The 26,665-nt window shown below is 59.4% G+C and carries 23 protein-coding genes and 4 pseudogenes; 14 read left to right on the top strand and 13 right to left on the bottom strand.

The window, feature by feature from the left end; translation table 11 throughout:
- Positions 1–4: 4 nt before the first annotated feature.
- A complete protein-coding gene (locus ACIK7D_RS23900; protein WP_400157601.1) occupies positions 5–691 on the bottom strand; it encodes an MtnX-like HAD-IB family phosphatase in 687 nt (228 codons plus the stop codon).
- 516 nt (positions 692–1,207) lie between these two features.
- Between ACIK7D_RS23900 and ACIK7D_RS23895 the strand changes: the two are divergent.
- A pseudogene (locus tag ACIK7D_RS23895) lies at positions 1,208–1,363 on the top strand (IS110 family transposase); the annotation flags it as partial.
- Position 1,364: 1 nt separating this feature from the next.
- Here the strand turns inward: ACIK7D_RS23895 and ACIK7D_RS23890 are convergent.
- Positions 1,365–1,465: pseudogene (locus ACIK7D_RS23890) on the bottom strand (IS110 family transposase); the annotation flags it as partial.
- 238 nt (positions 1,466–1,703) lie between these two features.
- Between ACIK7D_RS23890 and ACIK7D_RS23885 the strand changes: the two are divergent.
- From ACIK7D_RS23885 to ACIK7D_RS23875, 3 genes and pseudogenes are all read left to right on the top strand, one after another.
- Positions 1,704–1,904: pseudogene (locus tag ACIK7D_RS23885) on the top strand (GntR family transcriptional regulator); the annotation flags it as partial.
- Positions 1,905–2,250: 346 nt separating this feature from the next.
- A pseudogene (locus ACIK7D_RS23880) lies at positions 2,251–2,621 on the top strand (SDR family NAD(P)-dependent oxidoreductase).
- A 9-nt stretch (positions 2,622–2,630) separates the two neighbouring features.
- Positions 2,631–2,789, top strand: a complete 159-nt coding sequence (locus ACIK7D_RS23875; RefSeq protein WP_400157600.1) for a hypothetical protein — start codon at positions 2,631–2,633, stop codon at positions 2,787–2,789.
- A gap of 161 nt (positions 2,790–2,950) precedes the next feature.
- Here ACIK7D_RS23875 and ACIK7D_RS23870 read toward each other — a convergent pair whose 3' ends face one another.
- From ACIK7D_RS23870 to iolG, 4 genes are read right to left on the bottom strand one after another with little or no spacing between them, the layout of a single operon-like run.
- On the bottom strand, positions 2,951–3,997 hold the full coding sequence (locus ACIK7D_RS23870) for a Gfo/Idh/MocA family protein (protein WP_400157599.1): 1,047 nt from the start codon (positions 3,995–3,997) through the stop codon (positions 2,951–2,953).
- A gap of 37 nt (positions 3,998–4,034) precedes the next feature.
- Positions 4,035–5,207 carry a Gfo/Idh/MocA family protein gene (locus ACIK7D_RS23865; RefSeq protein ID WP_400157598.1) on the bottom strand — a complete coding sequence of 391 codons (1,173 nt, stop codon included), beginning with the start codon at positions 5,205–5,207 and terminating at the stop codon, positions 4,035–4,037.
- Complete coding sequence (gene iolE / locus ACIK7D_RS23860) at positions 5,200–6,129, bottom strand: myo-inosose-2 dehydratase (protein ID WP_400157701.1); 930 nt, start codon at positions 6,127–6,129, stop codon at positions 5,200–5,202. The genes ACIK7D_RS23865 and iolE overlap by 8 nt, the downstream gene beginning before the upstream one ends.
- Before the next feature lie 18 nt (positions 6,130–6,147).
- Positions 6,148–7,164 carry an inositol 2-dehydrogenase gene (gene iolG, locus ACIK7D_RS23855; protein ID WP_400157597.1) on the bottom strand — a complete coding sequence of 339 codons (1,017 nt, stop codon included), beginning with the start codon at positions 7,162–7,164 and terminating at the stop codon, positions 6,148–6,150.
- 98 nt (positions 7,165–7,262) lie between these two features.
- Here iolG and ACIK7D_RS23850 point away from each other — a divergent pair, with 98 nt between their 5' ends.
- The gene (locus ACIK7D_RS23850; RefSeq protein ID WP_400157596.1) at positions 7,263–8,276 is read left to right on the top strand and encodes a LacI family DNA-binding transcriptional regulator; all 1,014 of its coding nucleotides are present in this window, start codon (positions 7,263–7,265) and stop codon (positions 8,274–8,276) included.
- A gap of 471 nt (positions 8,277–8,747) precedes the next feature.
- Here ACIK7D_RS23850 and ACIK7D_RS23845 read toward each other — a convergent pair whose 3' ends face one another.
- Complete coding sequence (locus tag ACIK7D_RS23845) at positions 8,748–9,764, bottom strand: LacI family DNA-binding transcriptional regulator (protein WP_400157595.1); 1,017 nt, start codon at positions 9,762–9,764, stop codon at positions 8,748–8,750.
- 167 nt (positions 9,765–9,931) lie between these two features.
- Between ACIK7D_RS23845 and ACIK7D_RS23840 the strand changes: the two genes are divergently transcribed.
- The 6 genes from ACIK7D_RS23840 to ACIK7D_RS23815 all read left to right on the top strand — a co-directional run bounded on the left by ACIK7D_RS23840 (position 9,932) and on the right by ACIK7D_RS23815 (position 17,571).
- Positions 9,932–10,684, top strand: coding sequence for an SDR family NAD(P)-dependent oxidoreductase (locus ACIK7D_RS23840; protein WP_400157594.1), 753 nt, complete (start codon positions 9,932–9,934; stop codon positions 10,682–10,684).
- Positions 10,685–10,755: 71 nt separating this feature from the next.
- A complete protein-coding gene (locus ACIK7D_RS23835; protein WP_400157593.1) occupies positions 10,756–12,489 on the top strand; it encodes an ABC transporter permease in 1,734 nt (577 codons plus the stop codon).
- A gap of 24 nt (positions 12,490–12,513) precedes the next feature.
- The gene (locus ACIK7D_RS23830; protein WP_400157592.1) at positions 12,514–13,590 is read left to right on the top strand and encodes an ABC transporter ATP-binding protein; all 1,077 of its coding nucleotides are present in this window, start codon (positions 12,514–12,516) and stop codon (positions 13,588–13,590) included.
- An 85-nt stretch (positions 13,591–13,675) separates the two neighbouring features.
- A complete protein-coding gene (locus ACIK7D_RS23825) occupies positions 13,676–14,740 on the top strand; it encodes an ABC transporter substrate-binding protein (protein WP_400157591.1) in 1,065 nt (354 codons plus the stop codon).
- A 35-nt stretch (positions 14,741–14,775) separates the two neighbouring features.
- Positions 14,776–15,636, top strand: coding sequence for a sugar phosphate isomerase/epimerase family protein (locus ACIK7D_RS23820; protein WP_400157590.1), 861 nt, complete (start codon positions 14,776–14,778; stop codon positions 15,634–15,636).
- 180 nt (positions 15,637–15,816) lie between these two features.
- Positions 15,817–17,571 (top strand): FAD-dependent oxidoreductase, encoded by a 1,755-nt coding sequence (locus tag ACIK7D_RS23815; protein ID WP_400157589.1) that lies wholly within the window; start codon positions 15,817–15,819, stop codon positions 17,569–17,571.
- Positions 17,572–17,695: 124 nt separating this feature from the next.
- Here ACIK7D_RS23815 and ACIK7D_RS23810 read toward each other — a convergent pair whose 3' ends face one another.
- Complete coding sequence (locus ACIK7D_RS23810; protein WP_400157700.1) at positions 17,696–19,588, bottom strand: MacB family efflux pump subunit; 1,893 nt, start codon at positions 19,586–19,588, stop codon at positions 17,696–17,698.
- 53 nt (positions 19,589–19,641) lie between these two features.
- Entirely contained in the window at positions 19,642–20,835 is a 1,194-nt protein-coding gene (locus tag ACIK7D_RS23805; RefSeq protein WP_400157588.1) for an efflux RND transporter periplasmic adaptor subunit, read from the bottom strand.
- A gap of 346 nt (positions 20,836–21,181) precedes the next feature.
- On the opposite strand from ACIK7D_RS23805, the gene ACIK7D_RS23800 reads away from it, so the two are divergent.
- A complete protein-coding gene (locus tag ACIK7D_RS23800) occupies positions 21,182–21,877 on the top strand; it encodes a response regulator (RefSeq protein WP_400157587.1) in 696 nt (231 codons plus the stop codon).
- Between the two features lie 28 nt (positions 21,878–21,905).
- Positions 21,906–22,985, top strand: a complete 1,080-nt coding sequence (locus ACIK7D_RS23795) for an ATP-binding protein (protein ID WP_400157586.1) — start codon at positions 21,906–21,908, stop codon at positions 22,983–22,985.
- 189 nt (positions 22,986–23,174) lie between these two features.
- Here ACIK7D_RS23795 and ACIK7D_RS23790 read toward each other — a convergent pair whose 3' ends face one another.
- Together ACIK7D_RS23790 and ACIK7D_RS23785 are read right to left on the bottom strand one after the other, a co-directional pair.
- Entirely contained in the window at positions 23,175–23,549 is a 375-nt protein-coding gene (locus ACIK7D_RS23790; RefSeq protein WP_400157585.1) for a hypothetical protein, read from the bottom strand.
- 96 nt (positions 23,550–23,645) lie between these two features.
- Positions 23,646–23,960: a hypothetical protein gene (locus ACIK7D_RS23785; protein WP_400157584.1), complete on the bottom strand. Its 315-nt coding sequence runs from the start codon at positions 23,958–23,960 to the stop codon at positions 23,646–23,648.
- 3 nt (positions 23,961–23,963) lie between these two features.
- Between ACIK7D_RS23785 and ACIK7D_RS23780 the strand changes: the two genes are divergently transcribed.
- The gene (locus ACIK7D_RS23780; RefSeq protein ID WP_400157583.1) at positions 23,964–24,227 is read left to right on the top strand and encodes a hypothetical protein; all 264 of its coding nucleotides are present in this window, start codon (positions 23,964–23,966) and stop codon (positions 24,225–24,227) included.
- A gap of 52 nt (positions 24,228–24,279) precedes the next feature.
- Here ACIK7D_RS23780 and ACIK7D_RS23775 read toward each other — a convergent pair whose 3' ends face one another.
- Together ACIK7D_RS23775 and ACIK7D_RS23770 are read right to left on the bottom strand one after the other, a co-directional pair.
- Positions 24,280–25,017, bottom strand: a complete 738-nt coding sequence (locus ACIK7D_RS23775) for an ABC transporter transmembrane domain-containing protein (RefSeq protein ID WP_400157582.1) — start codon at positions 25,015–25,017, stop codon at positions 24,280–24,282.
- A gap of 89 nt (positions 25,018–25,106) precedes the next feature.
- Positions 25,107–26,660, bottom strand: coding sequence for an efflux transporter outer membrane subunit (locus ACIK7D_RS23770; protein ID WP_400157581.1), 1,554 nt, complete (start codon positions 26,658–26,660; stop codon positions 25,107–25,109).
- Between the last annotated feature and the right edge of the window lie 5 nt (positions 26,661–26,665).

Genomic DNA, 26,665 nt, shown 5'->3' with positions numbered 1-26,665 from the left:
CTGATTAGGCGGTTTGGGGAAGGTGAATATCCGCTCCGCGAGCGGTGATGATGTACGGCAGCCGTGTGGCCGCTGCAGCCTGCACATCCTTAAAAGTCGTGTAGGAGACGAAGGGGATGGCGTGGCTTGTGCAATGGGCGACCAGCTTGTGCTTTGCGAAAAGATTGTCGGCACGCGCCGAGACGCAAAAATCGCTTCGCCCGTCGCCGACATAGAGGTGAGGCGTATGCGATGCGACCACGGCGCACTTGCAAACGCCCGATCCGGCCTGGCAATCGGACTGCATGAACGGTGCCTCCAGTCGGTAATGAAAGCGGCTCGCGTTCTTTTCGACACAGAGGCGATTGGCGATGATGTCGAGGTGGCCGAGGCCGTGAGTGGACAAGACGCGGTGAATGAAGCGATCGACCCCATCACTGACAACGGTAACGGGGATCGAGTTTTTTGAGCACCAGCGGACAAACTCGGGGAATTCCGGGTCGATTTCGACCGTGTCGAGAAATTCATCGATGTCATTCATGGCCGCCTGAATGAGCGTGATTTGCGCACTCATGCATTGCCGCGCGTCGATGCGCCCCGCTTCCCAGGCTCGCTCGAGGTCGTGCCACTCCGACGCCGCAAACCGCTTGAGAACGGCATCCGTGACGTCGATCGTGGCGATCGTGCCATCAAAATCGCAATAAGCGTGCATTAGCGCGCCATTCCCGTGCGGATGATGTCGCAGGGCCTGCAAACGCTATATGCGTTTCCAAGCGTTGCTGGCCGGCCGGACGCTGCGGGACTATCGCTACGATAGGAGCGGGTTTTCCCAGGTGATTGTTCAGTTCTTGATTTTTTCATGTCCGAAAAGCTCTCCGTCAAATCCAGCGCGTCGGGAGACGGAACAGTGCCGTTTACCGGTGCCGTGCTGGCGAGAAGGCAAATGCGCCTAGTTTGTCGAGAAAGCGTCGAGAAAACCTTCGTGTTCGGTGGAGCGGATGTTGACTGCCACTGAGAACTTACTTCATCGATGCTCTCTCCTCTGGTGACGTTTTGGCGAACATCACTCTGGCACATTGCGATGTCGTGGGGGGCATCCACATGGGGTAGTCGCGGGAGTCATACCCCCTTCGGATTCGGACATGATTTGGAGACGGCGGTTCCCCGATAAGATGAAGTGCGGGCTCTCGACTGGACGCCGGGCCCAAGCATCAATGGGATAACAGCCATGGAAGAATATATCGGCCTCGACGTGTCAATGAAAGAGACTGTGGTTGCAATCCGCCGGGATGGGGTGCGTGGAAATGCGCATCAGGTCCTCACGTCATTGCCGAACTGATCCGCAAACGGGCACCCACGGTGAAACGTGGTGTTTGAAACAGGGCTGCAAGTTCGGTAGTCACGTGGACCAAGCGGGTGCGGGTGGCGACAAGCGGGCAGACATACTGTCAAACGCCTTCACGCGGACCCCGCGAAAGAATACCACTGGCCTCGGCCGGAATGCAATACAGACTGCGGTCCGACGCGGCGCGATCCCGGCCGCGCCGGCAGTCGCGTGAGGCGCTCCCGGAGCTTTTACTGGGAGCCGCATGATCTTCGGATTGCTTGAGGTACTTCAAATGCGCGTATTCTGGAAGCGATCCTGCTACCAGTGGACAGAACGGGGGCTGGCATCACCTGCAGCCCGAAATGATAGAAGAATGATCAGCAAGATGGAACAGACCTATCTCGAACGCACGCATGAGGGCTACCTCCTGACCGACGAGCATAATCTGATGCTCAACGCCTTTTGCGACCGGAATGTCGACCTCGCTGACGAACTGGCCCATGCGCGCACGCAACAGTTCCATGATAATTTCATCAGTTTCATGCGAGAGAATTACGCTACGGACGTTCCTTTCAGTGCCCACGTAGCAGCAGAATGACTATACGTCTGCCAGACATGATCGGAGTCAACGATACGGGTATTTGTCCGTCGTCGAATGATTTGGGACTTTTGGTCTTTGGAAGATTGGAGTTTCCGGCTCGGTTTTCGGATTGATTTAAGCCGCTTTGGCGAGGTGGTTCAAGTGGCGCTGTCTGATCGCGTTCGAGCAGGATGATCTGGCCCCGGCCGAAGTAGACGTGGGCCGGGGTGAGATTGTCGAGGGCTCTCGTGGTATCGGCGGTGATTATAATGCCCATGGTGTCCGCAGGAGACATCGCCAAGCCGGAAACGGGTGCAGCGCTTGTTGACGCTGCGATATCCCACTTCGGCGGTCTCGCGTACTCGTGAAAAATGCGGGTGTCTTCAATCCTAAGCCGTTCCTCGAACTAACCGAGGTCGACTACGACTGGTATTTGGACACGATCCTCAAAGGAAATTTCTTCACAGCTCAAGCCGCCGCGAAGGCCATGAAGGACAATGGCGGCGCTATCGTTCAGACCGGGTCCTTATGGGCGATCCAGGCGATCGGCGCAACGCCATCGAATGCCTATTCCGCCGCAAAATGCCGGCGTTCAACGCATTCCATCCGCTCGGTCGCAACGGTCAACCGCGCAACGTCGCCGAAGCAATCATGTTCCTCGCTTTCCAGCAAGCTTCGTGGATTACCGGGACCATCCTCCCAGTTGATGGAGGCGTGACCGCTGGACGCCTGTAAGGAGTCGTCATGAGCAACATGCTAGACTGGAACGGCTATCGCGACGTTCTCATCGGACGGGCCGGGGAGTTTGCTAAACTCAGCCCGGATGTTCTCCGTGGATTGAAAGGCAGTGGCAACAAGACGGGCCATCTCGAGCCCAAGATTTTCTCCAATGTTCAGCATTAACTTTAACTCACCTTCCAAGAGCGCCCAGCACTCGCTTCTGGCTTATTGAATCCGGCCTCGACAGACTGTTGCTACCATGGCCGGAATTGCCCTGACCGAGGCTTTGGCGATCTGTTCCCAGCAGACAAGGGAGAATATGAAGCTCCCTGCTGATTTGAACATCATGCGATGAGGCCAGCCTCGGCAAAATCGATGCCGACGGCTTTGCGGATAGCGTCCAGCGTCGTCATGGTATCGAGCGAGGATTCGAGCGGCCGGCACGGGCTTTCGAGCCCGCCTGCGGCGATAGTGTGAGCGACGCTTGTGGCCTGATGATAGAGGCCTTCGAAATGAGCGCCGCGCGGCTCCTCGTATTTAAGCCGGGCGGAGCCATCGAGCGACCAGACCTCGAAGGACCCCGGCAGATTGAACTCGGTGGTGAAGCGGATCGAGCCCGTCGTTCCGACGATCGCGGCATTGGTGGGTGTGAAACCATAGAGTGTCGTCGCCATGGTGCCCTGCGCGCCTCTGTCATTGACCATGGCAACGGCGAGGTGGCCGTTGACGCCAGCGGAGTCGGGTGTGGCCAGGCCGACCACCCTGGAGGGCACGCCAAGCAACTGGGTCAGGAGCGATACCGGATAGATGCCGAGATCAAGCAACGGTCCACCGGCAAGGCTAGGATTGAAGATGCGGTGGTCGCGCGGCAGGTATTCGCCATACTCGGTATAGACCGATTTGATCTCGCCGATGAGGCCGGCATCGAGCACTTGCTGGAATACGTCAAACTTCGGCAGAAAATATGTCCAGAGCGCCTCGGCGAAGAAGACGCCCTTCCTGCGGGCAGCGGCAACCATTTCCGCGGCCTGGGCGTGGTTCAGCGCGATGGGCTTTTCGACCAGTACATGCTTGCCGGCCTCGATCGCGAGCAGCGCGTGTTCATGATGCTGGCCATGCGGGGTGGCGACATAGATGATATCCAGGTCGGGCGCCTGAACGAGCGCCTCGTAGCTGCCATAGGCCTTTTCGACACCCCATTCACGGGCAAAACGGTCTGCCGAATCTTGCGAGCGCGAGCCGACGGCGGCGATGACTTGCCGTGTATGAACCTTGACCGACTCCGTGAATTTCGCGGCGATCCAGCCCGTGCCGAGTATGCCCCAGCGGAGCGGCGGTGCATCCTTGGCGGGCTTGATGCGGAAGGTGGGCAGGGCGGTTGGAAATGGCATTGTCGGCTCCTTCGAGTTATGAAATTCCGCTAGGGCTTCAGTCTGCCAGCTGTTCCCAGCGCCCGCTTTGAAGCGACCGCTCCATGGCGTCGATGATCCGTTCGTTCTCCAGACCGAACCGGAAGTTCGGGAAACAGTCGGCGTCGTTGACGATGCCTTCGATCAGGTCGCGGATCTCGATGACCTTCACATCGAAATAACCGAGGCCGCCGCCGGCGAAATCGAAGCCGAAAAAGGCCGAGAACTGCGGCACTTGGCTGCCGGCAAGGATCGTCTTGAAACCGCGGTCCGGTTTGGGATCGTTAAAACGGGATATCTTCAATTCGTTGAAACGCTCGCCGTCCATTATGATCGTCCCTTCGGTGCCTGAGACTTCCCAGTAGACGCCGAAGACCTTGCCAGCGGCGACGCGAGAGGCTTCGATCGTCCCGCCGGCGCCGTTCCTGAAACACACCAGCGCCTGGATCTGGTCCTCGTTTTCGACGGTGGCCCGCGACGCATCTCGACTTGCGGTGGCTCCATAGCCGGAACCGCCCTGGGCAACGGGCCGCGTTTCAAAGACAGTCTGGCAATGCGCCACCACGCTTTCCACATCGCCTATCAGATATTGCGCCACTGAGATGACGTGGCTGCCGAGATCGCCGAGCGCGCCGGAGCCCGCCTCCCTGCGTATGCAGCGCCAGGAAAAGGGAAGGTCGGGGTCATTGAAAAAGCCCTGATCGAACCAGCCGCGGAAGCGTATCGGTGCGCCGATGTCGCCGCGATCGATCAGCTGCTTGGCGAGCATGGCGGCGGGCGTTTTGATGTTGTTGAAGGCGACCATGGTCTTGACGCCCTTCGCCTGAGCGGCCGCGGCCATCTCCTCGGCCTCCGCAAGCGTTACCGAAAGCGGCTTTTCGCAATAAACGTGCTTGCCGGCGGCAATCGCGGCGAGCGCCATCTCGTGGTGCATGGCGTTGGGCGAGGTGATGTCGACGATATCGACTGCGGGGTCCGCAATCAATTTGCGCCAGTCGCCGGTGCTTTTCTCGAAGCCGAAGCGAGCTGCGGCAGAGGCGGCCAACTCATCGCTCGCATCGGCCAGCATGTAGAGATGCGGCGCGGCGGCGATGTCGCGATAGAGCATGCCGGCGCGGCGATAGGCATCTGCATGGGCCTGCCCCATGAAACCGGAGCCGATGAGGCCGATATTGAGGGTCCTTTTAGGCATGGAGGCTCTCCGTGGTGGCGAAAATATCGAGGATATGGTGGAAGGCGCGGGTGACAGCCGGCCGGGGCGGTTCACGCGCGGGGTCCTGTTCTGCTTCCACTACCAGCCAGCCGCGATAGCCGGCGTCGCGGACGAAGCGGGCGAGCGGCGCAAAATCGATAGCGCCGTCCCCCGGCACCGTGAACATGCCGCTGCGTACGCCCTCGTTGAAGCTCAGATCGGTTGAACGCACGTTTTCCATGACGGCGCCGCGCACGTCCTTGAGGTGGATATGGACGATACGGTCGCCGAAGCGCTCGATGAGCCGCGCATAGTCGAAGCCGCCGGCGACGGCGTGGCCGGTATCGAGGAGCAGTCCGACTTCCGGGCCTGCCCGATCCATGACGGCGGAGATTTCGTCGAAGGTTTCCGCCACCATCATCAGGTGATGATGATAGGCGAGCTTCAGACCGTAGTCGTCAAGGAGCCGCTGGCCGAATTCAGTCAACCGCTCGGCATAGCCCGGCAGCTCGGATTTTGGCATCAGCCTGCGGCCCGACATCGGCACGTCGAGCGGTGATCCCGGCACCATCATCGCCACTTCGCCATAGACGAGCACCGGGCAGCCCATGGCGCGAAGCAAGCCGGCATGACCGGCGACGGCTGCCATCTCATCGTTGACACTACGTTCGGCAAGTTCGCCGGAATGCCAGCCGGAGGCGAGCGCCAAGCCGCGTTTCGTCAGCAGCGGGCGCAGATCCTCCACGGTGCGCGGAAATTTCCGTCCAAGTTCGACGCCCTGGAAGCCGATTTCGGCGGCGTCGTTCAGGCAGGTTTCGAGCGGGATGTCGCGGCCGAGATCCTCCAGCACGTCATTGGTCCAGGAGAGCGGACTGACGGCGAGACAGACCTTTTCGGGCAGCGCAGCGAGCTTGTCGTTCATCATGCTTTTTCTCCAGCTTCAGGACGCCGAAGGGCACCAGTCGGAACTGATCCCAACAGGTTGGCCCGTCTGCATCGATACGATCGCCGCTTCCGCGATTCTTTGCGCTTCGAGCCCGTCCCGGATGCCGGCAAGCGGTTTGCGGCCGGTCCGGATCATGTCGACGAAGGCGACCATCTCGTCGCGATAGGCATCGGCAAAGCGTTCGATGAAGTAGTTCATCGGCGGCGAAGTGCGGAAGCCGGCGTCATCGGCAATGGTGACCGCACGCAGTGGACGGTTGTCGACGTACAGCACCTCCTGCGAGCAGAGCGCTTCCAGCCGCTGATCATAGCCGAAAGGCGCGCGGCGGCAGTTAACCATCTGCACGAAACGACCCGAGGCCGAGGTAAGCGTTATCATTGCCGTATCGATATCACCGGCCGCACCGATATCCGGATCGATCAGGCAGGCACCGACCGCGTAGACAATGGTTATCTCCTCATCGAGCAGATAACGCGCCATATCGAAGTCGTGGATCGCCTGGTCGCGGAACATGCCGCCCGAGCGCGCCACGTAAGCCGGTGGCGGAGGCGCAGGATCGCGCGTATGCATGACGATATGTTCCAGCTTGCCGGCACTGCCGCTTGCAATCCGCTCCTTGACGAAGCGGAAATTCGGATCGTAGCGGCGCTGGAAGGCGAGGAGGCATGGAATGCCTGAGGTCTCGACCGCTTCGGTCACCGTTGCAGCAGTCGCAAAATCCAAGCTAATGGGCTTTTCGCAGAAGATCGCCTTCCTTGCTTCGGCGCCGCGCAGCAACAGCTCCGCATGGGCGTCGGTCGAGCTGGCGATGATGATGCCGTCGATCGAGCCGTCGGCAAAGACCGCATCTGCGTCCGCGATCGTTGCGCCGGTCCTGGCTGCAAGTGCCGAGACTGCATCGCCGCCGAACGGGTCGACGATATATTTCAGCTCCACCTCCGGCTGCGCGGCCGCGTTGACGGCATGTACCGATCCGATCCGGCCGAGGCCGAATATAGCAAGCTTGACCATCTAAACCTCCCAACCGGGCACTTTTCCTCAGTCCGGTTGCCGGGAATATAGCGCGCTGTTAGGAAGGAAATACTTCATTCTTGAGGAGATCTCTTCAAATGGCGAAAGTCACAGCACTCGATATCGCTAGGGCGGCGAATGTGTCCCTATCGACAGTGGATCGCGTCCTAAACAACCGCGGCGGCGTCGCGGAAAGTAAGGAGCGACGCGTGCTGGAATTGGCGCGCAAGCTGAAGATCGACCGGGCCCTGAACCAGCGTGCTTCCCGAACCATGCATATCGCCGTGCTGGTTCAGCCGCCGGACAATCCTTTTCATGCCGCCGTGCAGAAAAATTTCTCGGTGGCGGCAAGAGAGTTCTTTCACTACAATCTTCAGTTCAAGACCCATCATCTCGATCCCCTCCGACCGGCCCAAACGGCCACGCTCGTCAAGGGGCTCGCTTCCAGTTGTGACGGCATGGTGATCGTCAGTGCACAGCATGATGACATTGCCGCGGCCTTGCGTGATTTCGGTAGGTCCGGGAAGCCGGTCGTCACTCTTGCGACGGACATCCATGGGGCCGAGCGACATGCCTATGTGGGACCCGACAACCGAAAGGCAGGCCGGGTCGCCGGGGATATGATGGGTCGTCTGCTGGGCCCGAAGGGTGGGGACATTGTTGTCATCTCGGGCATGCTGAGCATGATCGGTCACGAAGAGCGGGAGATGGGGTTCCGGGCCGTTTTTCGGGAACGCTATCCGAACTGCCGTGTGATCGAGGTACTCGAGAGTCAGGAGCGCGGCGAGAGGGCGGGCGACCTAGTCTTCAGCGCCTTGAGGACCAATTCCAAAATCCGTGGGATCTACAATGCGTCGGCCGGAGCGCAGACCGTGGTCGACGCCTTGAGAGCGCTCGACAGGCACCAGGACGTCGTCTTCATCACGCATGAATTGACGGAAGACCGAAGGGAACTGCTGCGTGAAGGACTGATCGACGTGGTGATCGATCAGGATCCATCGCTTGAAGTTCGTACAACGGTCGACGTTCTGGCTGCATATTTCGGCCGGACTGATCAACCCCCAGCCTCACTCATTACGCCGATTCATATTCATATGGTGGAGAATTGCTGATCACCTCGTTCGAGTGAAGTGGCGCGAGGCAAGTGCCACGCTGGCCAACGAATCTTGCGACGGGACTGCGAACATGATAGACGATCTTGCCGAAGGTCTCTTTCCGTTGCGCATGTTTCGGCTTAGCCCATTATCCACGAGTGCTACCGGCAAGTAGGCACTGACCAGTCTGATCGAGGATGCGATGAAACGCGACGGCTGCACCGAGGTTGCAGCCCGCTAGATATCACGATCGATGACGCGGTCAAACGAGTCCCGAGGGGAAAGTCACGCACGTTTTTGAGCCGCTTCACTTCACGGACTGGGAAGCGCCCTTATGCGCACCGAGCACGCCTCCCGCGCAAAACGATTCGGTAAAGCCACGACAACATCACGGCTTATAGGTCACACTCGGTTAAGGCCTGTGAGACATAGAATGAGATTGTTTGAGTTCCGATGCGCCGCCGATCACGAGTCATCACTGGAACCCGCTTAGGGTCTGCGCGCCGCTCGTCGTGTGCTCTCTCGTTCCACGATTTCGAATCCCACGTTGATGATCTGGGAGGAACGGTCGTTCCCTTTAAGGCGGTTGATGATGATTTCTGCCGCTTTCCGTCCAAGCCCCACCCGGTCGACTTTCACAGTGGTCAGGGAGGGGTTTATTGACCCGGCGATGGTGAGATCGTCAAAGCCCGCGATGGCGAGCTTACCAGGAACATCGATCCCACGCCGCTGGCACTCGAGCAAGCCCCCAACCGCCATGACATCGGTCGCAAACATCAGGGCTTCCACCTTTCCGTCGGAGGATGTCGCCAGCCGAACGGCCGCCGCTCCGCCGTCGAAGCTGTTTTCGCAGCGGACGACATTTACCCCGAGACCGCTTTCGGTAGATGATGCCCACTTGAAACCTTCCAGGCGATCGTCGATGCGGTCGTTGAAATCCTTGTTTACCGTGACGTGCCATATCCGGCGATAACCGCGATCGACGAGCAGCCGCGTGAGTTCGGCGCCGGCTTTGAAGTTCGAGTATCCGACGACCGTGTCGATAGGGTGCTCCGTCAGATTGCTGCCTTCCACCACGGGAATTCCCGACCGCTCCAGGGCGATGCGCACCGCGTCGGTATGACGGACGCCTGTGACGTAGATGGCGTCCGGCCTGCGCGCCAGGAAGGCCTCGATAATCTGCAGCTCCACCTCATCCGAATAGCCGGATGCGCCGATCATTAAATTCATACCATGCGCATGGAGGACCTCCGTCATGCCCTGAATGACTTCCGAGTGCTGCGTGTAGCCAATCACCGGGATGATTGCGGCGATCAGGCCCGTCCTGTTGGCTGCTAGGCTCCGCGCCACGAGGTTGGGCACGTAGCCAAGTTCGGCAATGGCATCCAGCACCTTCTGGCGCGTGGTCGCGGAAACCTTTTCAGAGCCGTTCAGGACCCGCGAAACCGTGCCGACGCCGACTTCTGCCCGTTTGGCAACATCCGACAGGCGAACCGTGCTGCTCAATTTGGCCTCCGATCGTTCGGCGTGGTGACAAAAAATCCCTGTGGGCCCTACTCATAGCGAATTTGTGGAAGCGCTTCCACTTTTTTCTTGACCCGAAACTCCAAATGTACGAGTTTGCTGTGGAAGCGCTTCCACAGCTGGTAAGCGCAGAAATTCGGAGGAACTCGATGGTACAGTTGGCCGGCGCATCCGCAAAAAATCAGGTTGCGATCGTGACGGGGGGGGCGAAAGGCCTCGGACGGGCCATCGCCAAGCGCCTCTCCGACGACGGCTGCCGCATCGTCCTCTGGGACATCGACTTTTCAAGGTTTGATGAATCTGAGGCCGGCTTCGCGCCTGCCATGAAGCAGGTTGTCGACGTAGCCGACATGTCCGTGGTCGAAGACGCGTTTCGCAACGCTGTCTCGACGCTGGGACAGGTTGGCATTCTGGTCAATAATGCCGGCATCAACGGCCCGATCGCCAACACCTGGGACTATCCGGTGAAGGACTGGGATCGGGTTCTGTCGATCGACCTCAACGGTGTGTTTTATTGCTGCCGTAACGTGATCCCGCATATGATCGACAACGGTTATGGCCGGATCGTCAATGTTGCGTCGATCGCCGGCAAGGAAGGCAATGCAGGCGGAAGTGCCTACGCGGCCGCGAAAGGCGGCGTCATCGCCTACACCAAGTCGATTGCCAAGGAGCTCGCCAGGACCGGCGTGCTGGTCAACTGCATCGCGCCAACAATGGCCGAAACCGAGTTGCTTCACGAGATGACGCCCGAATTCATCGAAACGACCAAAGGCAAGATACCGATGGGTCGTTTCGTTACAGCAGCGGAAGTCGCCGCAATGGTCGCGTTCGCCGCAAGCCCGGATTGCAGTTTTACAACGGGCTTCACCTTCGACCTGACCGGAGGGCGCGCGACGTACTGACGCCGAGATTTCGATCCTGAGGCGGTGATGAGCAACGCGGCCCGTATCGACCAATACTGTGGGAGGAGCAAATGTCGAAAGCCAATATCAACATACCTGACGGGATCGGCGTGACCGAACGGGCAAACCTTCGTCATGTCTTCTCGCGACGGGCGTTGGCCGGGCGCATTTGGCTCACGCTGTTTTATCTGGTGCTGGTCATTTTCACGGTGATGCCGATTGTCGCGCTGGTCGTTCGGGGCTTCATCGACACCGAAGGCGGTCGCGTTGTCCTGACCTTGAGCGCGGTTTCCGGCGTGCTTGCCGAACCAAGCTACTGGTCGGCGATGTGGAACACAGTGATCATATCGATCGGTGCAATGCTGCTGGCGACCGCCATCGGCGTCGTTCTCGCCTGGTGTCTTGTCAGAACGAACGTGCCCTGGGCACGTCTCCTCGAGCAACTGGCGACGTTACCGATCTTCATTCCGCCGTTCATCGGAGCGTTTGCCTGGGTATTGATTGGGGCGCCGCGTGTCGGACTTCTCAACCTGACGGCTCGCGGCCTCGGTGCCGGCGAGCTCGTCGACATCTACACTTATCTGGGCATCATCTGGACGACGGCGATCTATATCGCGCCCTACGTGATGATGATTGTGGCCGCAGCGCTCAGAAACATGGACCCCAGCCTCGAAGAGGCGGCGCAGATCTCCGGCCTCAACCGCGTCCGCACCATGCTGTTCATCACGCTGCCGGTCGTTGCTCCCTCCATTCTTTCTGGCGCCGTGCTCTCCTTCGTCATCTGCATAGGGCTGTTCGGCACCCCGGTCCTCCTCGGCATGACCAAGGAAATCTACATGGTGACGACGCGGATCTACACCGAGCTGCAGCATTTTCCACCAAACTTTGGCATCGTCGCGGTCCTGGCAATCTACCTGATGGTCCTGTCTGTGATTGCCAATCTGCTGCAAAGCTGGGCCCTGAAAGGCCGATCCTTCGTAACGGTCACCGGCAAAGGCTTCCGGCCGCGCATCATCACGCTGGCCGGTGGTCGGTACCTCGTCGCTGCCGTTATCTGGCTTTATCTCGTGCTGACCGTCATCGGTCCGGTCATCATCATCGCCGCCGCCGCATTTTCGACCTTCACCTGGTCAGGGGTCTTTACGTGGGCAAACGTCACGTTCCTGTGGACCTCCGAGGATGTTGCCGCCACGTTTTGGAACAGTATTGTCATCACGATCATCGCGGCCACGGCCACGACGGTGCTCGGGTTCGTCGTGTCGTGGATCACCGTGCGCACACGTATGGCCGGCCGGGAGATGCTACAGTTCGTCGTGTTGTTGCCGATGTCGATCCCGAGCCTGGCGTTTGCCCTGGGTGTCAGCTTCTTCTGGCTCTGGATGCCCTGGAGCGTCTACGCCACGATCTGGATCATCATCATCGGTCTGATCGGACGTTATGTCAGTTACGCGGTGCGTGCTGTCACCAGCAGCCTGATGCAGATCCATCCTGAACTCGAGGAAAGCGCTCGCGTCTCCGGCTTCGGCTGGGTGAGCACGATCGGGCGGATCACGCTGCCTTTGGTCTTGCCGGCGATCATTTCGAGCTGGGTCATGGTTTACAGCATCTACATCTCCGAGCTCTCGATGGTGTTGCCGCTCTATACCGCGAATACGAGAACTCTTTCGATCCTCAGCTTCGATACCTGGGCTGTCGGCGAGTTCTCGCAAGTTGCCTCGCTCTCGCTCTTGCAGTTGGTCCTCGGCGCCGGGGTGATGTGGTTGGTTACCGCCTTCACACGCCAGCGCCATGCGACTGCCGTTTAACCCTATCTGACTTTGGAGGAAACCATGAGCGTGCAAGTCCGCCAAATGGTCAAAAGCTTCGGCGCGTTTCGGGCCATCGACGACCTCAGCGTCACGTTTCAGTCCGGCAAGATCTCGGTGCTTCTGGGCGCCAGCGGCTGCGGCAAGACGACGACGCTACGCTGTATCGCCGGGCTGGAAAACCCGAATGGCGGCGAGATCAGGATCGAGGATGAACCTGTCTTCTCGTCGGCTCGCGGCATCGATCTGCCGCCGGAAAAGCGCCGGCTCGGCATGGTCTTTCAATCCTATGCGGTCTGGCCGCATCTGACGGTCAAGGGCAATGTCGGCATGCCCCTCAAGGCACAAAAAGTGCCGAAAGAGCAAATCGACAAACGTGTCGAGGAGACACTCGCTATTGTCGGGCTCTCGGAACAGGCGGACAAAAGCGCTATGAAGCTCTCGGGCGGTCAGCAGCAGCGCGTTTCGATCGCGCGTTGCCTAGTCGGCAACCCGCGGCTCATCCTGATGGATGAACCCTTGAGCAACCTCGATGCGCGCCTGCGCGTCGAAATGCGTCACGAGATTCGTCAGTTGCAGCAGCGGATTGGCGCGACCATCCTGTTCGTCACCCACGATCAGGAAGAGGCGATGTCGCTTGCCGACGAAATCTTCCTGTTCAACAAGGGCAAGGTCGAGCAACAGGGATCTCCCGAAGATCTCTATTTCCGGCCGTCGGCACGCTATGTCGCTGAGTTCCTCGGCAAGGCAAACCTCTTTCCGGTGAAGCTGAGCGGCCAGGGCGGCGAGACGGCGATCCAGGCGGCCGGATCGGACCACCTGATCGCCAAGGGCGATATTAGTCGTCCAAGCGACGATCAGGCGCTTTGCATGATACGCCCGGAATCCTGGCTGATCGGGCTCGCCGGGGCCGACAGCACCGGTCTACCCGCGACAGTACTGGAAGCCGTGTTTGTCGGAGACCGTCGCGAATTGCATGTCGATACGCCAATCGGCCGACAGATCGTCGTGACGCCTGGATACGGGCGCTTCACCATCGGCGATCGCATCTCTTTAACGGTCGCGCCGCAGCAGATTCATCTGCTGCCAGATCGCCTCTAGCAACCCACCGTCGCCAACCGCTCGAGGAAGGGCGGTTTGCGTGGTCGAGAGTGAAACAGCAGAACCATCCAAGGGAGGAACCAAGATGGATCATAATAAGAGTAGACGCAGGTTGTTGTCGCTGGCAGCGGCAGGACTGATACTTACGGGCGGCATGCTAAACGTCAGCGGCGCAAGAGCTGCCGACGACGCATTGCTTGCAGCCGCCCAGAAAGAGGGCGAGCTCGCCGTCTACGGCGATCCATTTGTCGTACCGCTCCTTCTCAAGAATTTCAGCGCGAAGTACCCCAATATCAGGGTGACGTCCGCGACCGGCGATGGCTGGCAAATGTACAATCGCTTCGTCTCGGAGAACAACTCCGGCCGACCGCTAATGGACGTCATGTATCAGGCCGAAGACACGGTGATTACCGCCCAGCAGGCAGGCTTTCTGGCAGATCTCAAGATGACCGAGGCTGCCGATCTCTCCAAACTCGCAGTCCCTGCCGGCGGGTCCTATGTCCGCGGCAATGGAAATCTGATCCTGTTCGCGTTCAATCGCGATGCGCTTGGAACGGTAGCCAAACCGGCCGACTGGGTAGACTTTGCCAATCCGCCGGCCGAATGGGAAGGGCTGATCGCAACAACCAATCCGGGCTCGTCGTCGGCAACGTTCGCAGCAATTGCGAGCATCTATCAGAAGTTTGGACCCGAGAAGGGCGGCGAGATCCTCAGAGGCCTGCGCAAGACCAAAGCGGAGCTGAACCCATCGATGGGTGTGATGGCGACGAAGCTGCAGACCGGCGAGCGGCCGCTGGATTTCTTCAATATCACCACGGCCGTGTCCGGCGTGCTTGCGAAAGGCGCGCCGGTTGATCTCCTGGTTCCCACAAGCGGAGCCGTGGCCCAATTCAACGCGATCGGCATCAATAAGAACGCGCCGCATCCAAACGCCGCGCGCCTTCTCGCCGAGTTTGCACTCAGCCAGGAGATGCAGACAGCCTTCGCCGCAGCAGGGGTCTATCCCATGAGGGCGGGCATTGCGTCACCGAAGGGCCTTCCGGATATCAACGCCACGAAGCTGATCGAACTGGATTTGCCCGCCGCCCTCAAGGAGCGGGACACGATTCTGAACTGGTGGTCTGAAAACACCGGCTTCAAGTATCGCTGACGCTTCAAGCAACCGAAACAGCCAAGGACTATGAAATGCAAAAACAGATCGATCTGAGACATGTTTCGGTTGCCAACTTGACCATCGGCAGAGCGGACCCCGTCCGCTTTGTCGAGGCCGCCGCGTCCGCCGGTTTCGGCACCGTCGGCCTGCTGCTGATGACCGCCACGCCGCAACCGCTCGAGTTCGAAATCATCGGCAAGCCGGACGTCATACGAAACGTAAAGTCGGCGCTTAAAAGCAATGCCATGCGTGTGTTCGACGTCGAGGCTTTCGTGCTTTCGCCGGCGGCGGATCTGACCAAGTTCAAAAGGGCCTTGGAAACAGGGGCCGAACTTGGCGCCACGCATATTTCCGCCATCGGCACGCAGCTGTCCAAGGACGGCTTCTATCTCGGCAAAAGCGAGCGAGAGGACGTGTTCGGTCGCCTGTGCGACCAGGCCGCCGACTACGGTCTGCATGTGGGCGTCGAATATATGCTCTACCGGGATATTGCCACGTGGCGAGATGCTCTCGAGTTGGTCGAAAGCGCCGGTCGGCCCAATGCCGGCCTGATTGTCGACGTCCTTCACCACTACCGCGCCGGCTCTGCAGCGGAAGACCTTGCATCCGTACCAGCGGGCCGCATCGCTTATGCCCAGCTTTCCGACGTGTCCGGTGCGTCGCCCACAATGGACGAGCTTCCGGCAGAAGCGCGCGGCGACAGGCTGGCCCTGGGCGACGGAGAAATCCCGCTGTCCGCCTACCTCGACGCCCTGCCTAACGATACACAGCTGGTGATCGAGACACCCATCGCCGACCAGCTTGCCTGGCCGATCAGTGATCGGATGCAATCAGCCGCGGACAGGTCGAGAGCGTTCTTCGAGAAGCGTGCTGCAGCGTCGGCTCAAAAATGACGATCATGTCGAGGCCGATCTTGCCATCGAAAGGATCAATCCTGCACCGCGGCGCAGAGATTGGTCGCCGCAGTTCGCTCTCGGAGACGCTGAAGGGTGTCGCGGACTGCAGGGTGCTAGAATATGACCGCGGAATTAGGCCGGTTACGCCCTGATCGGGCCTCACGGGCGGAGTACGGAATGATGGAAGCTTCAAGAAACGGCGCTGATCAGCGAGATGATATGATCGATAGCGTCGAGACCCTACACTGCGATGTGCTTGTGATTGGCTCAGGCGCTGGCGGCATGGCTGCGGCGGTCACTGCCGCTTGGCATGGACTGAAGGTCATTGTGGTCGAAAAGGACCCGGTCGTCGGTGGGGCGGCTGCCTGGTCCGGTGGGTGGATCTGGGTGCCCGGCAACCCCCTGGCTCGACAAGCCGGCTACAATGATGCTCCGGATGGCCCGTTCACGTATCTGCGCCATGAGACCGGGCGCTATTTCGATCCGGCAAGGGTGAAGGCTTTTCTGGATGCGGCTCCGGAGATGGTTGAGTTCTTTCAGTCGAACACAGACCTCAAGTTCGTCGACGGCAACGCCATACCCGACATGCATGGCTGGACCGAAGGAGCGGCGACCGGCGGGCATCAGGTGTGTGCTGCGCCGATCAATGGTCGTGGGCTCGGCCCCGTGTTTGACACGTTGCGCCGGCCCATGCGCGAGACGTCGTTCCTCGGCATGCCGATCATGGCGGGCGCCGACCTCAAAGCCTTCCTCACGGTGACCCGGTCGTTGAAGTCGTTCGCGCATGTCGCCCGGCGCGTCGGTCGACATCTCATCGATCTCTGCCTCTTTGGCCGGGCAACGCAACTCGTCAACGGCAACGCCCTGATGGCGCGACTGGCACGGTCGGCCGATCGCCTCGGCGTGGAAGTCAGGCTATCTAGCAGTGCCAGGGAATTGATCTGGGACGGGCGATCAGTACGCGGTGCAGTCGTCGAAACGCCAAATGGTCCTGTCAGCGTCCTGGCGCCCTGTGGGACCGTGCTGGCGACCGGCGGGTTTCCTCATGATGAGAACCGGTGGGTCGAGGTCGCAAACATGTATTCAGCACCGGCGCGGCACTGGTCGGTTACGCCGCAGTCGGCATCCGGCGACGGGCTTCGCCTGGCCGAGGCCGTCGGTGGCTTTGTCGATCCGTCGATAGCCTCGCCGGCTGCTTGGTGTCCGGTATCGCTCGTCCCCTATTCCGATGGCAGCATCGGGCGGTTTCCGCACATCATCGAGCGCGCCAAGCCCGGCATCATCGCGGTTCTCGCCGATGGCCGCCGCTTCGTCAACGAAGCGCATGGCTACTATGACTATGTCGATGCGATGATCAAGGCGACACCGCCGGGAGCGGAGGTGGCCTCCTGGCTGATCTGCGATCACGCGTTCCAGCGGCGCTATGGCTTTGGGGCCTCGCGGCCATCGCCCTTGCCGGTCAAGCCGTTCATCAAATCGGGTTACATCAAGATGGGGAGATCGATAGCAGAGCTTGCGCAGGCTTGCGGCATTTCCGCCGCTGGGCTTGAGGCGACGGTCGAATTCTACAATCGGCATGCAGCCAAGGGGGAAGACCCTCTGTTTGAGCGTGGAAACACGGCCTTCAATCGTAAGGGCGGCGATCCGGAGGTGAAACCAAACCCCTGCATCGCACCGATCGGCAAAGGCCCGTACTACGCTATCAAGGTTTTTCCGGGCAGTTTCGGCACCTTCATGGGCCTGAAAACCGATGCCACGGCCGCAGTCCTGAATGAGCGCGGGGCGGCGATCCCCAATCTTTTTGCGGTCGGCGCGGATATGGCGAGTATCATGGGCGGCTACTATCCGTCGGGAGGCATCAATCTCGGCCCGGCCTTGACGTTTGGCTACATCGTCGGGCGAGAGATCTCGTTGCGCTCCAAAGGCACCTGAACAATGCCCATGCTGCCCTCCATCGGGGCGCCGGACTGTCAACGTCCGTTCACTCGCTGCTGCTCGTGCCGAACTGTCTTATTGACTCAGAGGTGCGGCAAATAGGGTAACCGGGCGCTTCATACTATTCCCTTGAGAGAGCGTCCACGGGATCGAGACGTGACGCGTTACGGGCGGGTAGGAATCCGAAGAGGAGGCCAATCGCTAACGCAACCAGACAAGCAGCAAGAATGGCTGGAATGGAGATGACCATCGGGAATTGGCCGCCGGCGCCGCCGAGGAGACCGGCAACGCCCAGTGCCAGTCCAACGCCGAGTATCGAACCCGCGATGCAGATCATGACGGCCTCGATCAGGAACTGCAGCAAAATGTCAATACGCCGGGCGCCGACGGCCATGCGTAGACCGATTTCGCGAGTGCGCTCGGTGACCGAGACGAGCATGATATTCATGACGCCGATGCCACCGACGATCAAGGCGATGAGAGCAACCAAGGAGATTAGCAGTGCCATCGTTTGTGATGCACCTTCTATCGTCCGTCGCATCTGGTCGCTATTGAATATGAAGAAGTCCTTCGTACCGTGGCGGCGTGTCATGAGGCCGACGATGGCTCGCTCTGCAACGGCTGTGTCGATCTTGTCGTCGATCCGGACGGTGAGACTGGTTAGGCTGGTGGCCGGGCCGAGTAACCTGCCCGTGAGGCCAGTATAAGGGAGATAAACCTGAAGCGTCTTGTCCGCGCCCATGCCCGAGCGGCGCGCGACGACCCCTACGACGATAACCGGCATCCGGTCAATCATCATAACCTGCCCCAAAGGAGACGCGCCATCTGGAAAGAGCGCGGTGGCAACCCTATCATCAATTATTACTTCCTGACGCCGTTCCGCAACGCTCTTCTTAGAGAAGGTGGCGCCCCGGACAAAGCTGCGACCGTTGACCTGGAAATAGCTGGAGCCGATTCCGTTGACGTTGGCGTTGACGGAGATGCGTCCAACGCGCAGCTTGCCTGATGTGGAAACTTCCGGGGTGACGCTGTCGACATAGTTCTGCGCCGCAAGTGCGGCCGCGTCGGAGGCGACCAGCGTTGTGATGTTTGCGGCGCGTTCGTCGCCCCAATAGCGGCCCGGGAAAATGGCGAGCGTACTGGCCCCGAGTTGGCTGATCTGGGCGAGAACCTTTTGACGCGACCCCTCACCGAGTCCTGCGACGGCGACCACCGCCGCTATGCCGATGATGATGCTGAGCATTGTAAGGAACGTCCTTAGCCGATGTGCAGCCATAGAGCGGAGCGCCATTGGAAACGCTTCTGTCAGGCGTCGCTGGAAGCCGGTAAGGACGCCAAGTGCTGAGCTGTCGTCGAAGGGCGGGGCAAAACCAACAGGGCTCGGATCATGTATGCGGCGATCTGAGAGGATCAGACCGTCGCGAATCTCGATGATGCGGTCCGTATGACTAGCCACCTCCATGTCATGAGTGACGATGACGATCGTGTGGCCCTCGGCGTGAAGCTCCTTTAAGAGTTGGAGTACGGTCTCGCCGCTTCGGCTATCGAGCGCTCCGGTCGGTTCGTCGGCCAAGATAATTCGCCCACCATTCATCAGCGCACGGGCGATGGAAACACGCTGCTGCTGCCCGCCGGAAAGTTGATTTGGCCGATGGACGAGGCGGTCGCCCAGACCGAGGCGGCGAAGCAACCAGGATGAACGTTCACGCCGAGATGCGGAATCCAGACCAGCGTACACGGCGGGCATTGCGACATTCTCGGTAGCATTCAACGTAGCGAGAAGATGATATCGCTGAAAGATGAAACCGAAATGCTCGCGGCGAAGTCCTGCGAGCTCATCCGGCGTCAAGCCGGCAACGCTGCGACCGTCGATACGATAATCGCCGGTGCTGGGTTGATCAAGGCATCCTAGGATGTTCATCAGCGTCGACTTGCCCGACCCGCTCGCGCCGACGATGGCGACAAATTCTCCACTTCCAATGGAAAGATCGACGTCAGCAAGGGCTGTTACCATTTCTTCGCCCGTCCGGAACACGCGACTGACTTTTTCAATCTCGATCAGCGCGGTCACATCATCACCATGTCGCTACCGTCTTCCGATTGCTGACCGTCGGCGGGAATGACGACGTGATCGCCGACGGCGAGTCCGTCGAGAACCTGCGCCTTGAGGCGGTCGGTCAGACCTATGGTGACGAGCCGGTCAGAAACACCTCCGGAGGCAGAGCGGACCTGAACGCGGTAGCGTCCCCGCCCATCGCGCTCGGTGAGAGCCGCCCAGGCAACGAGTGGCACATCTTCAGCACGCCCCGTGATGATGGTAACGACGGCGGTCATCATCGGACGCAGCCGCCCATCGGGATTTGGCGTTTCGAACAGGCCGTTGTAGTAAACTGCAGTTGTGGCCGAACTGTTCGTTGCCGTTGCAGCGCCGGATTCGGTCGCGATTGCCGTCGGTGCCGGTTCGATTGATTCAAGCAAACCGGGCGTGGGCTTGCGGGTGTCACCCATGATCGTGAAGCGAACATTCAATCCAGGACTCACTCGGATAATGTCAGCCTCGGATATCTGCACCTTGATACGCATGATGTCGAGTTGCGCCAACACTACGATTGTCGGCACGGCCTGCATCGAATTCAGCGTCTGTCCTTCCTTGGTAACAACTGCCACGACAACACCGTCCATCGGTGCCTTAACTTTCGTATATCCGAGATTGGCACGGGCACTCTCCACTTCAACAGCGGCCTGGGCAATCTGCGCTTCCAAGGCTTCCACTTCCGCTTGCAGTGCAAGGGAGTTTGCCTCCGCCGTCTCAAAGTCAGCGCCCGAGCCGGCCTTCTCCTTCCTCAGCATCTGTTGCCGCGCATAGGCCAATTTAGCCTGATTGAGCTGAATCCCGCGTGCCTTGCGTTGCGCCTTGACGTTGGCGAGTGAGGCTTCGGCGATGCGCAGCGCATTCGCCTGCGGAATAGAATCAACCTCAGCGATCAGATCACCAGCCTTGAGCACTTGCCCGAGCTTCACATGCAGCGTTTTGAGTTGGCCCGAGACTTGTGCACCCACGCTGACAATGCGTACTGGTTCCAGGACGCCATTCGCCAGCACTGTCTCCTCGATCGATCCGATGACCACGGGCTCGGTGAAGACGGCATGCGTCGGAACACGCTCGGCTGCACCAAAGACGGAAAGGATCGCGAACAATGCTCCCGCGACCATGCTTGCAATCTTCAAATATCGGACAGTTACCCTTGATGTCATCATCATGCGCTACGCTCATTCGATAGTAATTTGTTCATTCCTTATCGACCACGTTCCGCTGGCATCATCTGATGAACTCTGCTCGCGTCGCTTTGGCGGTTGAATTGGGCGAGAATGAATTGTTGATCATCACGCTGAAGAGGATGCCGAAGAAGGTCGCCAATATACAGATTATAGTCATGTGCCGTTCGAGCATGTTTTGCCCCTTTCAGCTTGATATTTTCCTGACTTTCGTTTGCGCTGTGTGCAGGGAATGTTGAGGTTTTGTTGAGGTGGGCATGCGGCCATTGACGTTTGCCGATAAGTAGCTTCTCTAAGAGGTAACGGCAGACACCGATGACAAGAGAGAGTTATGGATAATGCACTAGTGCTCATTATCGAGGACGAATCCGAAATTGCCGAAATACTGGAGACCTACTTCGTTCGGGAAGGTTTCCGGACGATCATGGCCGGCGACGGAACAATTGGCCTTGCTCATCATCATCGTCTCAAACCCGACCTGATCATCCTCGATGTCAAGCTTCCAGGACAGGACGGTTATGAGGTACTGGCGGCCGTCCGTCGCCGTGGCGATACTCCGGTCATCATGGTCACGGCGCTTGCCGAGGATCTCGACAAACTGCAGGCTTTGCGGATCGGAGCTGATGATTATGTCGTCAAGCCTTTCAATCCGTTGGAAGTGGTCGCGCGCGCCAGGGCAGTGCTGCGACGAACGATGGGCCGCAGTAGCCGGCAGTTGATCCGTATCGGGCCGCTTACAGTGGATCCGGACGCATATGTAGCTTCCGTCGACCAACCCGGTGGTCGGTCAATACTGGAACTGACACGGACCGAATTCCGGTTGCTTGCCTACATGGCAGTGTCGGCCAATCGGGTATTCGAGCGATCGGAACTCGTCGATGCGTGTTTGCCGGAAGGTGAGGCCCTTGAGCGAACCGTCGACAGCCATGTCAGCAATCTCAGACGCAAACTTGCTGCAGCCGGAGCCGACGGGCTGCTGTCTGGCGTCCGCGGTGTCGGTTACAGACTGGCGGACCGCGATGGTTAGAAGTCTCAACAGTCAGATGGTCCGTGCCATGAGCGCACTGACGCTAGGTGCGTTCGCTGTGATGTATATAGGTTGGATCACCTACTACACGCTTTTCTACGATTGGCTTTACCCGAATGAAATCTACGAGGACCGATGGAATGCTGGTGACTTCATTGTCCTCGGGATCATTTTGGCAGTTGGATTGACTGCCTCCGCGGTTGCAGGCTGGCGCCTTGCTCAAAGCATCGTTCGACCATTGAAATCCATTGCCGGTGCGGTTCACGCGATTGCTGGTGGCGACTTTTCCGCCAGGGCCGAAACCATCGCGACAGCGTACGGTGAGGCCGAACGTTTGATCGCGGATTTCAATGTGATGGCCGAGCGCTTGGAAAAAGCGGAGGCGGAACTCAAGTATTCGAACTCGGCCATCGCGCATGAACTGCGAACACCCCTCACAATATTACGCGGCCGCCTTCAGGGCCTCGCCGACGGTGCTTTCAAGGCGAGCCCAGAACTTTACAGCCGCTTGATCGCGCATGTCGAGGACCTGACCCGCATCGTCGAGGATCTGCGAACCCTCGGCCTTTCCAATGCTGGCAGGCTGGAACTCAAGCTCGATCAAATTGATCTTGCGGAGGAAACGGAGACCGTAACCGCTTCTATTGAACAGGACCTTATAAGCGCTGGCGTCACTATCAAGCGTGATTTCGGTCGCGCGCCGGTTATCGCCGATAGGGCACGAATCCGTCAGGCTGTACTCGCTGTCTTGGACAATGTACGTCGCTATGCGGCGGGATGCACCGTCGTAATTGAGACACGTATGACAAAAGAGCGAGTACTCATTAGATGTTCCGACAATGGTCCTGGTCTTCCGACCGGCGCGGAAAAACGCGCATTCGAGCGGTTTTGGCGCGGAGACGATTCCCGCGCCCGCGCCAGCGGTGGTTCCGGACTTGGTCTGGCAGTGGTGAAGGCTATCGCACAGGCGCATGATGGCGACGCAACCATCGCCGACGATGGCGGAAAGGGGACATCTATCGAGATATGGTTACCAGCGGCTAGATCAAGCTCAAGCTCGCACCAGTCACGGTTCCGAGCTTGGCTGAATAAAGGCGAAGGCTCATGAACGGCGGAATCCTGATACTGACGCGTTCACCGACAGGCGCGTGGGAGATAAAAACCGGTGCCCTTGCGCTAATGGGCCCCGACCGCCCTGCGTGGCGTCTGCGTCATTAATCGGCCCCGTGCTTGCAAATGAGGTGTCTAGAAACCTGCGAACAACAAAACGCGCTTCAGGTCGATATTTTCACATGCGCTAACCCTTTTTCTGCCTGAAGTTTAACGCGTTCGTCGTTGCCATTTCCGCCATAACCACCACAAACTTGCGATCAATCGCCAGATATCGCGACGCAAGTTCGGCACCATACGGTCGGATCGCTCGGAAATGATGTGGCACCCCGAAGTGGACATCGGCGCGCAACACCCGAGAATTGGCTGAAATCATCGTTGCAGGCAAATCGGTAGCATCTTCGCTGCGTCGTAGCACGTCCAGCGTGTCGACGACCAATCCCCTCGGCTCACCACCGCGCCCGTGCATCGTTTCCGCCGTTAAACCTTCCTTGTGGAAACCGGCAAGGTTGCGTGCGATCGGCTCTGAATAAATTCTTCGTAATGTCCTCCAAAGCTGCACGGTCGTATCATCGATCGTTCCGGAGGAAGGAGCGCAAACCACCTACCGGGTACGGCGGCAATTTGGAACTGCTCGACCTCCACGGTTCTAACTGACTCAAGCACGGGGCGTAGGTGCCGGTTCACCGGCATTGCGCACCAGTTCGGCATAGATGCCGTCAACTGTGATCAACTCACGATGATTGCCGCGCTCCACAACGCGCCCCTTGTCCAAAACGATGATCTGATCGGCGTGTCTCACCGTCGACAGGCGATGAGCGATTGTGATGATCGTCCAGGGCCTGTCATGCGTCTCAAGCGCCTTCGCTATCGCCTGCTCTGTTGTGGTAACGAGCGCGCTGGTCGCCTCGTCCATCAGCGGCGGACGGGGATTGCGAAGGACTGTACGCGCCAGCGCCAGCGCGGAGATCACGTGATGGGTCTGAGCGATCTTGGTTGCGGCGATCAGTTCTTCGTCTGTGGCTTCGGGTTTTGCGAAGCGAAGGTTGTCGGCAACGGTGGCATTGAACAGATAGGGGTCCTGCGTTTCCAGAACCTCCTCAAGTGGTCAGAGCAGTTGTTCCTGGAGCGCGATCATTGCGACGAGGGTGCCGATTGTCACGGTCGTCGCGCCGTGGCTCATCAGACGCCAACGAGCAACAAGGTCAGCGTCGGCAACGCTCGAGGACCAAATCAATGACGGTCCAGCCACGGACCGGCAGTGTGTGATCGCACCTCGAGCACCGCACACCTTAGGATGTGCGGATAAACCGCCGCGTCAGATGACCGGTGCGGCCCATGGTGCGTGCGAGAATGATGCCGGAGATCGAAAGCATTTCCTGCACGGCCGAGGACATGTTGGCGATCCGCTGCTGTTGCTCATAGGTGATCTCCTCGCGCAACTGCCTGACGCGATGGCTAATCCAGATGGCCATCGGCAGGACCAGGAAAGAGAACAGCGCCATCCGCCATTCCAACGCCAGCATCGCGATGGTCGTCATCACCACGATGCTGATGTTGCGCATCAACTCGCTGCCCGTGTGGGTGACCAGCGCCTGAAGTCCACCAATGTCGCTGACGATACGCGCCTGAACCTCGCCCGTTCGCGTCGCGGTGAAGAACCCAAGCGAGAGGGATTGCAGATGCGTGTAGACCCTCATCCGCAGGTCGCGCATGATCGACTGGCCGACTTTCGAAGTGATCACATGGAAGACTTCGATCGCGGTACCGATGCATGCCAAGGCGATCAGACCGCCTGCCAGAAGCGCCAGAAGGCCGAGATTGCCGTTCGGAAGGGCGTCGTCGATGATAGCGCGCAACAGGAATGGCGCCGCGATTCCCGCGACGGACGACGTGAGGATGACGAGAAGTATCGCCACCGGTCGGCCGGCATAGGCGCTGAACAGGCCGAGCACGCAGCGCATGGAGACATGCGTCGCCGCCAACTCCGCATATGAGCGTTCTTCGGCCTCCTCATACCTACTTGTCATTGGTCACCTCCGATTGAGCGGGAACTCGGCTCTCTCATCCCCGACATCAGCGAACCCTGGATAAAGCTCATGGCAGCGTGGGCTCCATGTTACGGGCGTTTCAAAGCTAGGCGCGGGCCCATCGCCCGGTCGACGACCTCTGGCTTCGACACATCGATCACGCCGTCCCAACCACCGCCGAGCGCCTTGTTAAGAGCGATATAGCTGGTCGACAGGGTAACGCGGCTTTGCACGAGCGCGTCCTCGGCGGAATAAAGTGAACGTTCGGCATCAAGCACCATCAGGAAATCCGTGGAGCCACTTTGATAGAGAGATCGCGACAACGTGGCGGCCCGACGGTAAGATTCGACCGCAAACGCCAGCTTGCGATAGCGAATACGCTCCTGTGTGATCGCAACCAGCGCGTTTTCTACCTCTTCCAGCGCCTTGAGCACAGACACTCGATAGCCGACGAAGTTCTGATCGCGCTGCGCCTGTGCGACTTCAACCGTAGCCTGCAATTGCCCGCTGTTGAAGATCGGCACGTTGAGGGTAGGACCAAAGGCCCAACTAATGGAGGAGTTTCTTGCCAGATCCCCGACCCTCAAGGCGGACGTCGCTATGTTGCCGGTGAGGCTGACCGTAGGATAACGCGCACCCTCTGCCTGGCCGATCCTGGCCGTCGCCTGGGCGAGAAGGCGTTCCGCCTGACGCACGTCTGGCCTGAACAGAAGAATATCGACGGGAACTCCGGCCGGCATGGGCAATTTTGGACGCGGGATCGGCGAGCTGCGTTTCATACGCTCGGTCAGATCGCCGGGAGCGCGGCCTGTCAGCACACTCAGCCTGTGGATGGTCTCCGCATAGGCGACTTCAAGGGTCGGGATGGTGGCTTCCATGTTGCTGGCCTGGCCCGTCGCATTGGCGAGATCCACTGCGGATACGGCTCCGGCGTCGAAACGCGTACGGGTCAGTTGTTCCGTTTCGCGTTGGGCGGTCGCGGTGCGTTTCGCAAGCGCAATACGCGCTTGATGACCTCTTGCCTGCACGTAGTTGGAGGCAACGTCGCCGATCAGCGTCAACAGCGAGAGGCGCACTTGTTCCTCCGCCGCCTCGATACCGTATCCGGCGGCCTCCGCACCACGCTCGTTCTTGCCGAAGACATCGACCTCCCAACTGGCGTCGAAACCGGCCCGATATTGGGAGGCCGTGGAGGAGCCAGACTCGCTGCCCGCCCCACGCGCGCCTCCAGTGGCCGTTCGCTGGCGCGTTGCCGCGCTCGTTCCACTCAATGTCGGATAGAGGCTTCCCACCGACTGACGGTATGCGGCGCGCGCTTCGCGCACCCGCGCTTTCGCGGTAGCAACGTCGAGATTGCCCTGAGCCGCCTCCACGATCAGTGCGTTCAGCAACGGATCATTGAGACGTGTCCACCACTGAGCAAGGCTTGGCCGGGCTGTCTGAACGTTGCCGGCCGCGCCCCATCTAGCGGGAACCGCGAGGGATGGCTTCGTGTAGTCCGGTCCGACGGCGCAGGCGCTAAGAGCGAGCGCCAGCGCAAAAGCCGAGAGGATGGTGCTGGGCCGGAACGATCTGCCGCCTCGGCTTTGGTCCGTTTTATTTGTCGAGGTCAAGGTTGAGCTCACGGGATGTTGCAGTTTCATCAAAT

It is taken from the genome of Agrobacterium sp. P15N1-A (assembly GCF_044626815.1).
In the GTDB taxonomy this organism is placed as follows: domain Bacteria; phylum Pseudomonadota; class Alphaproteobacteria; order Rhizobiales; family Rhizobiaceae; genus Agrobacterium; species Agrobacterium leguminum.
This window is presented reverse-complemented; position numbering and strand designations above follow the sequence as displayed.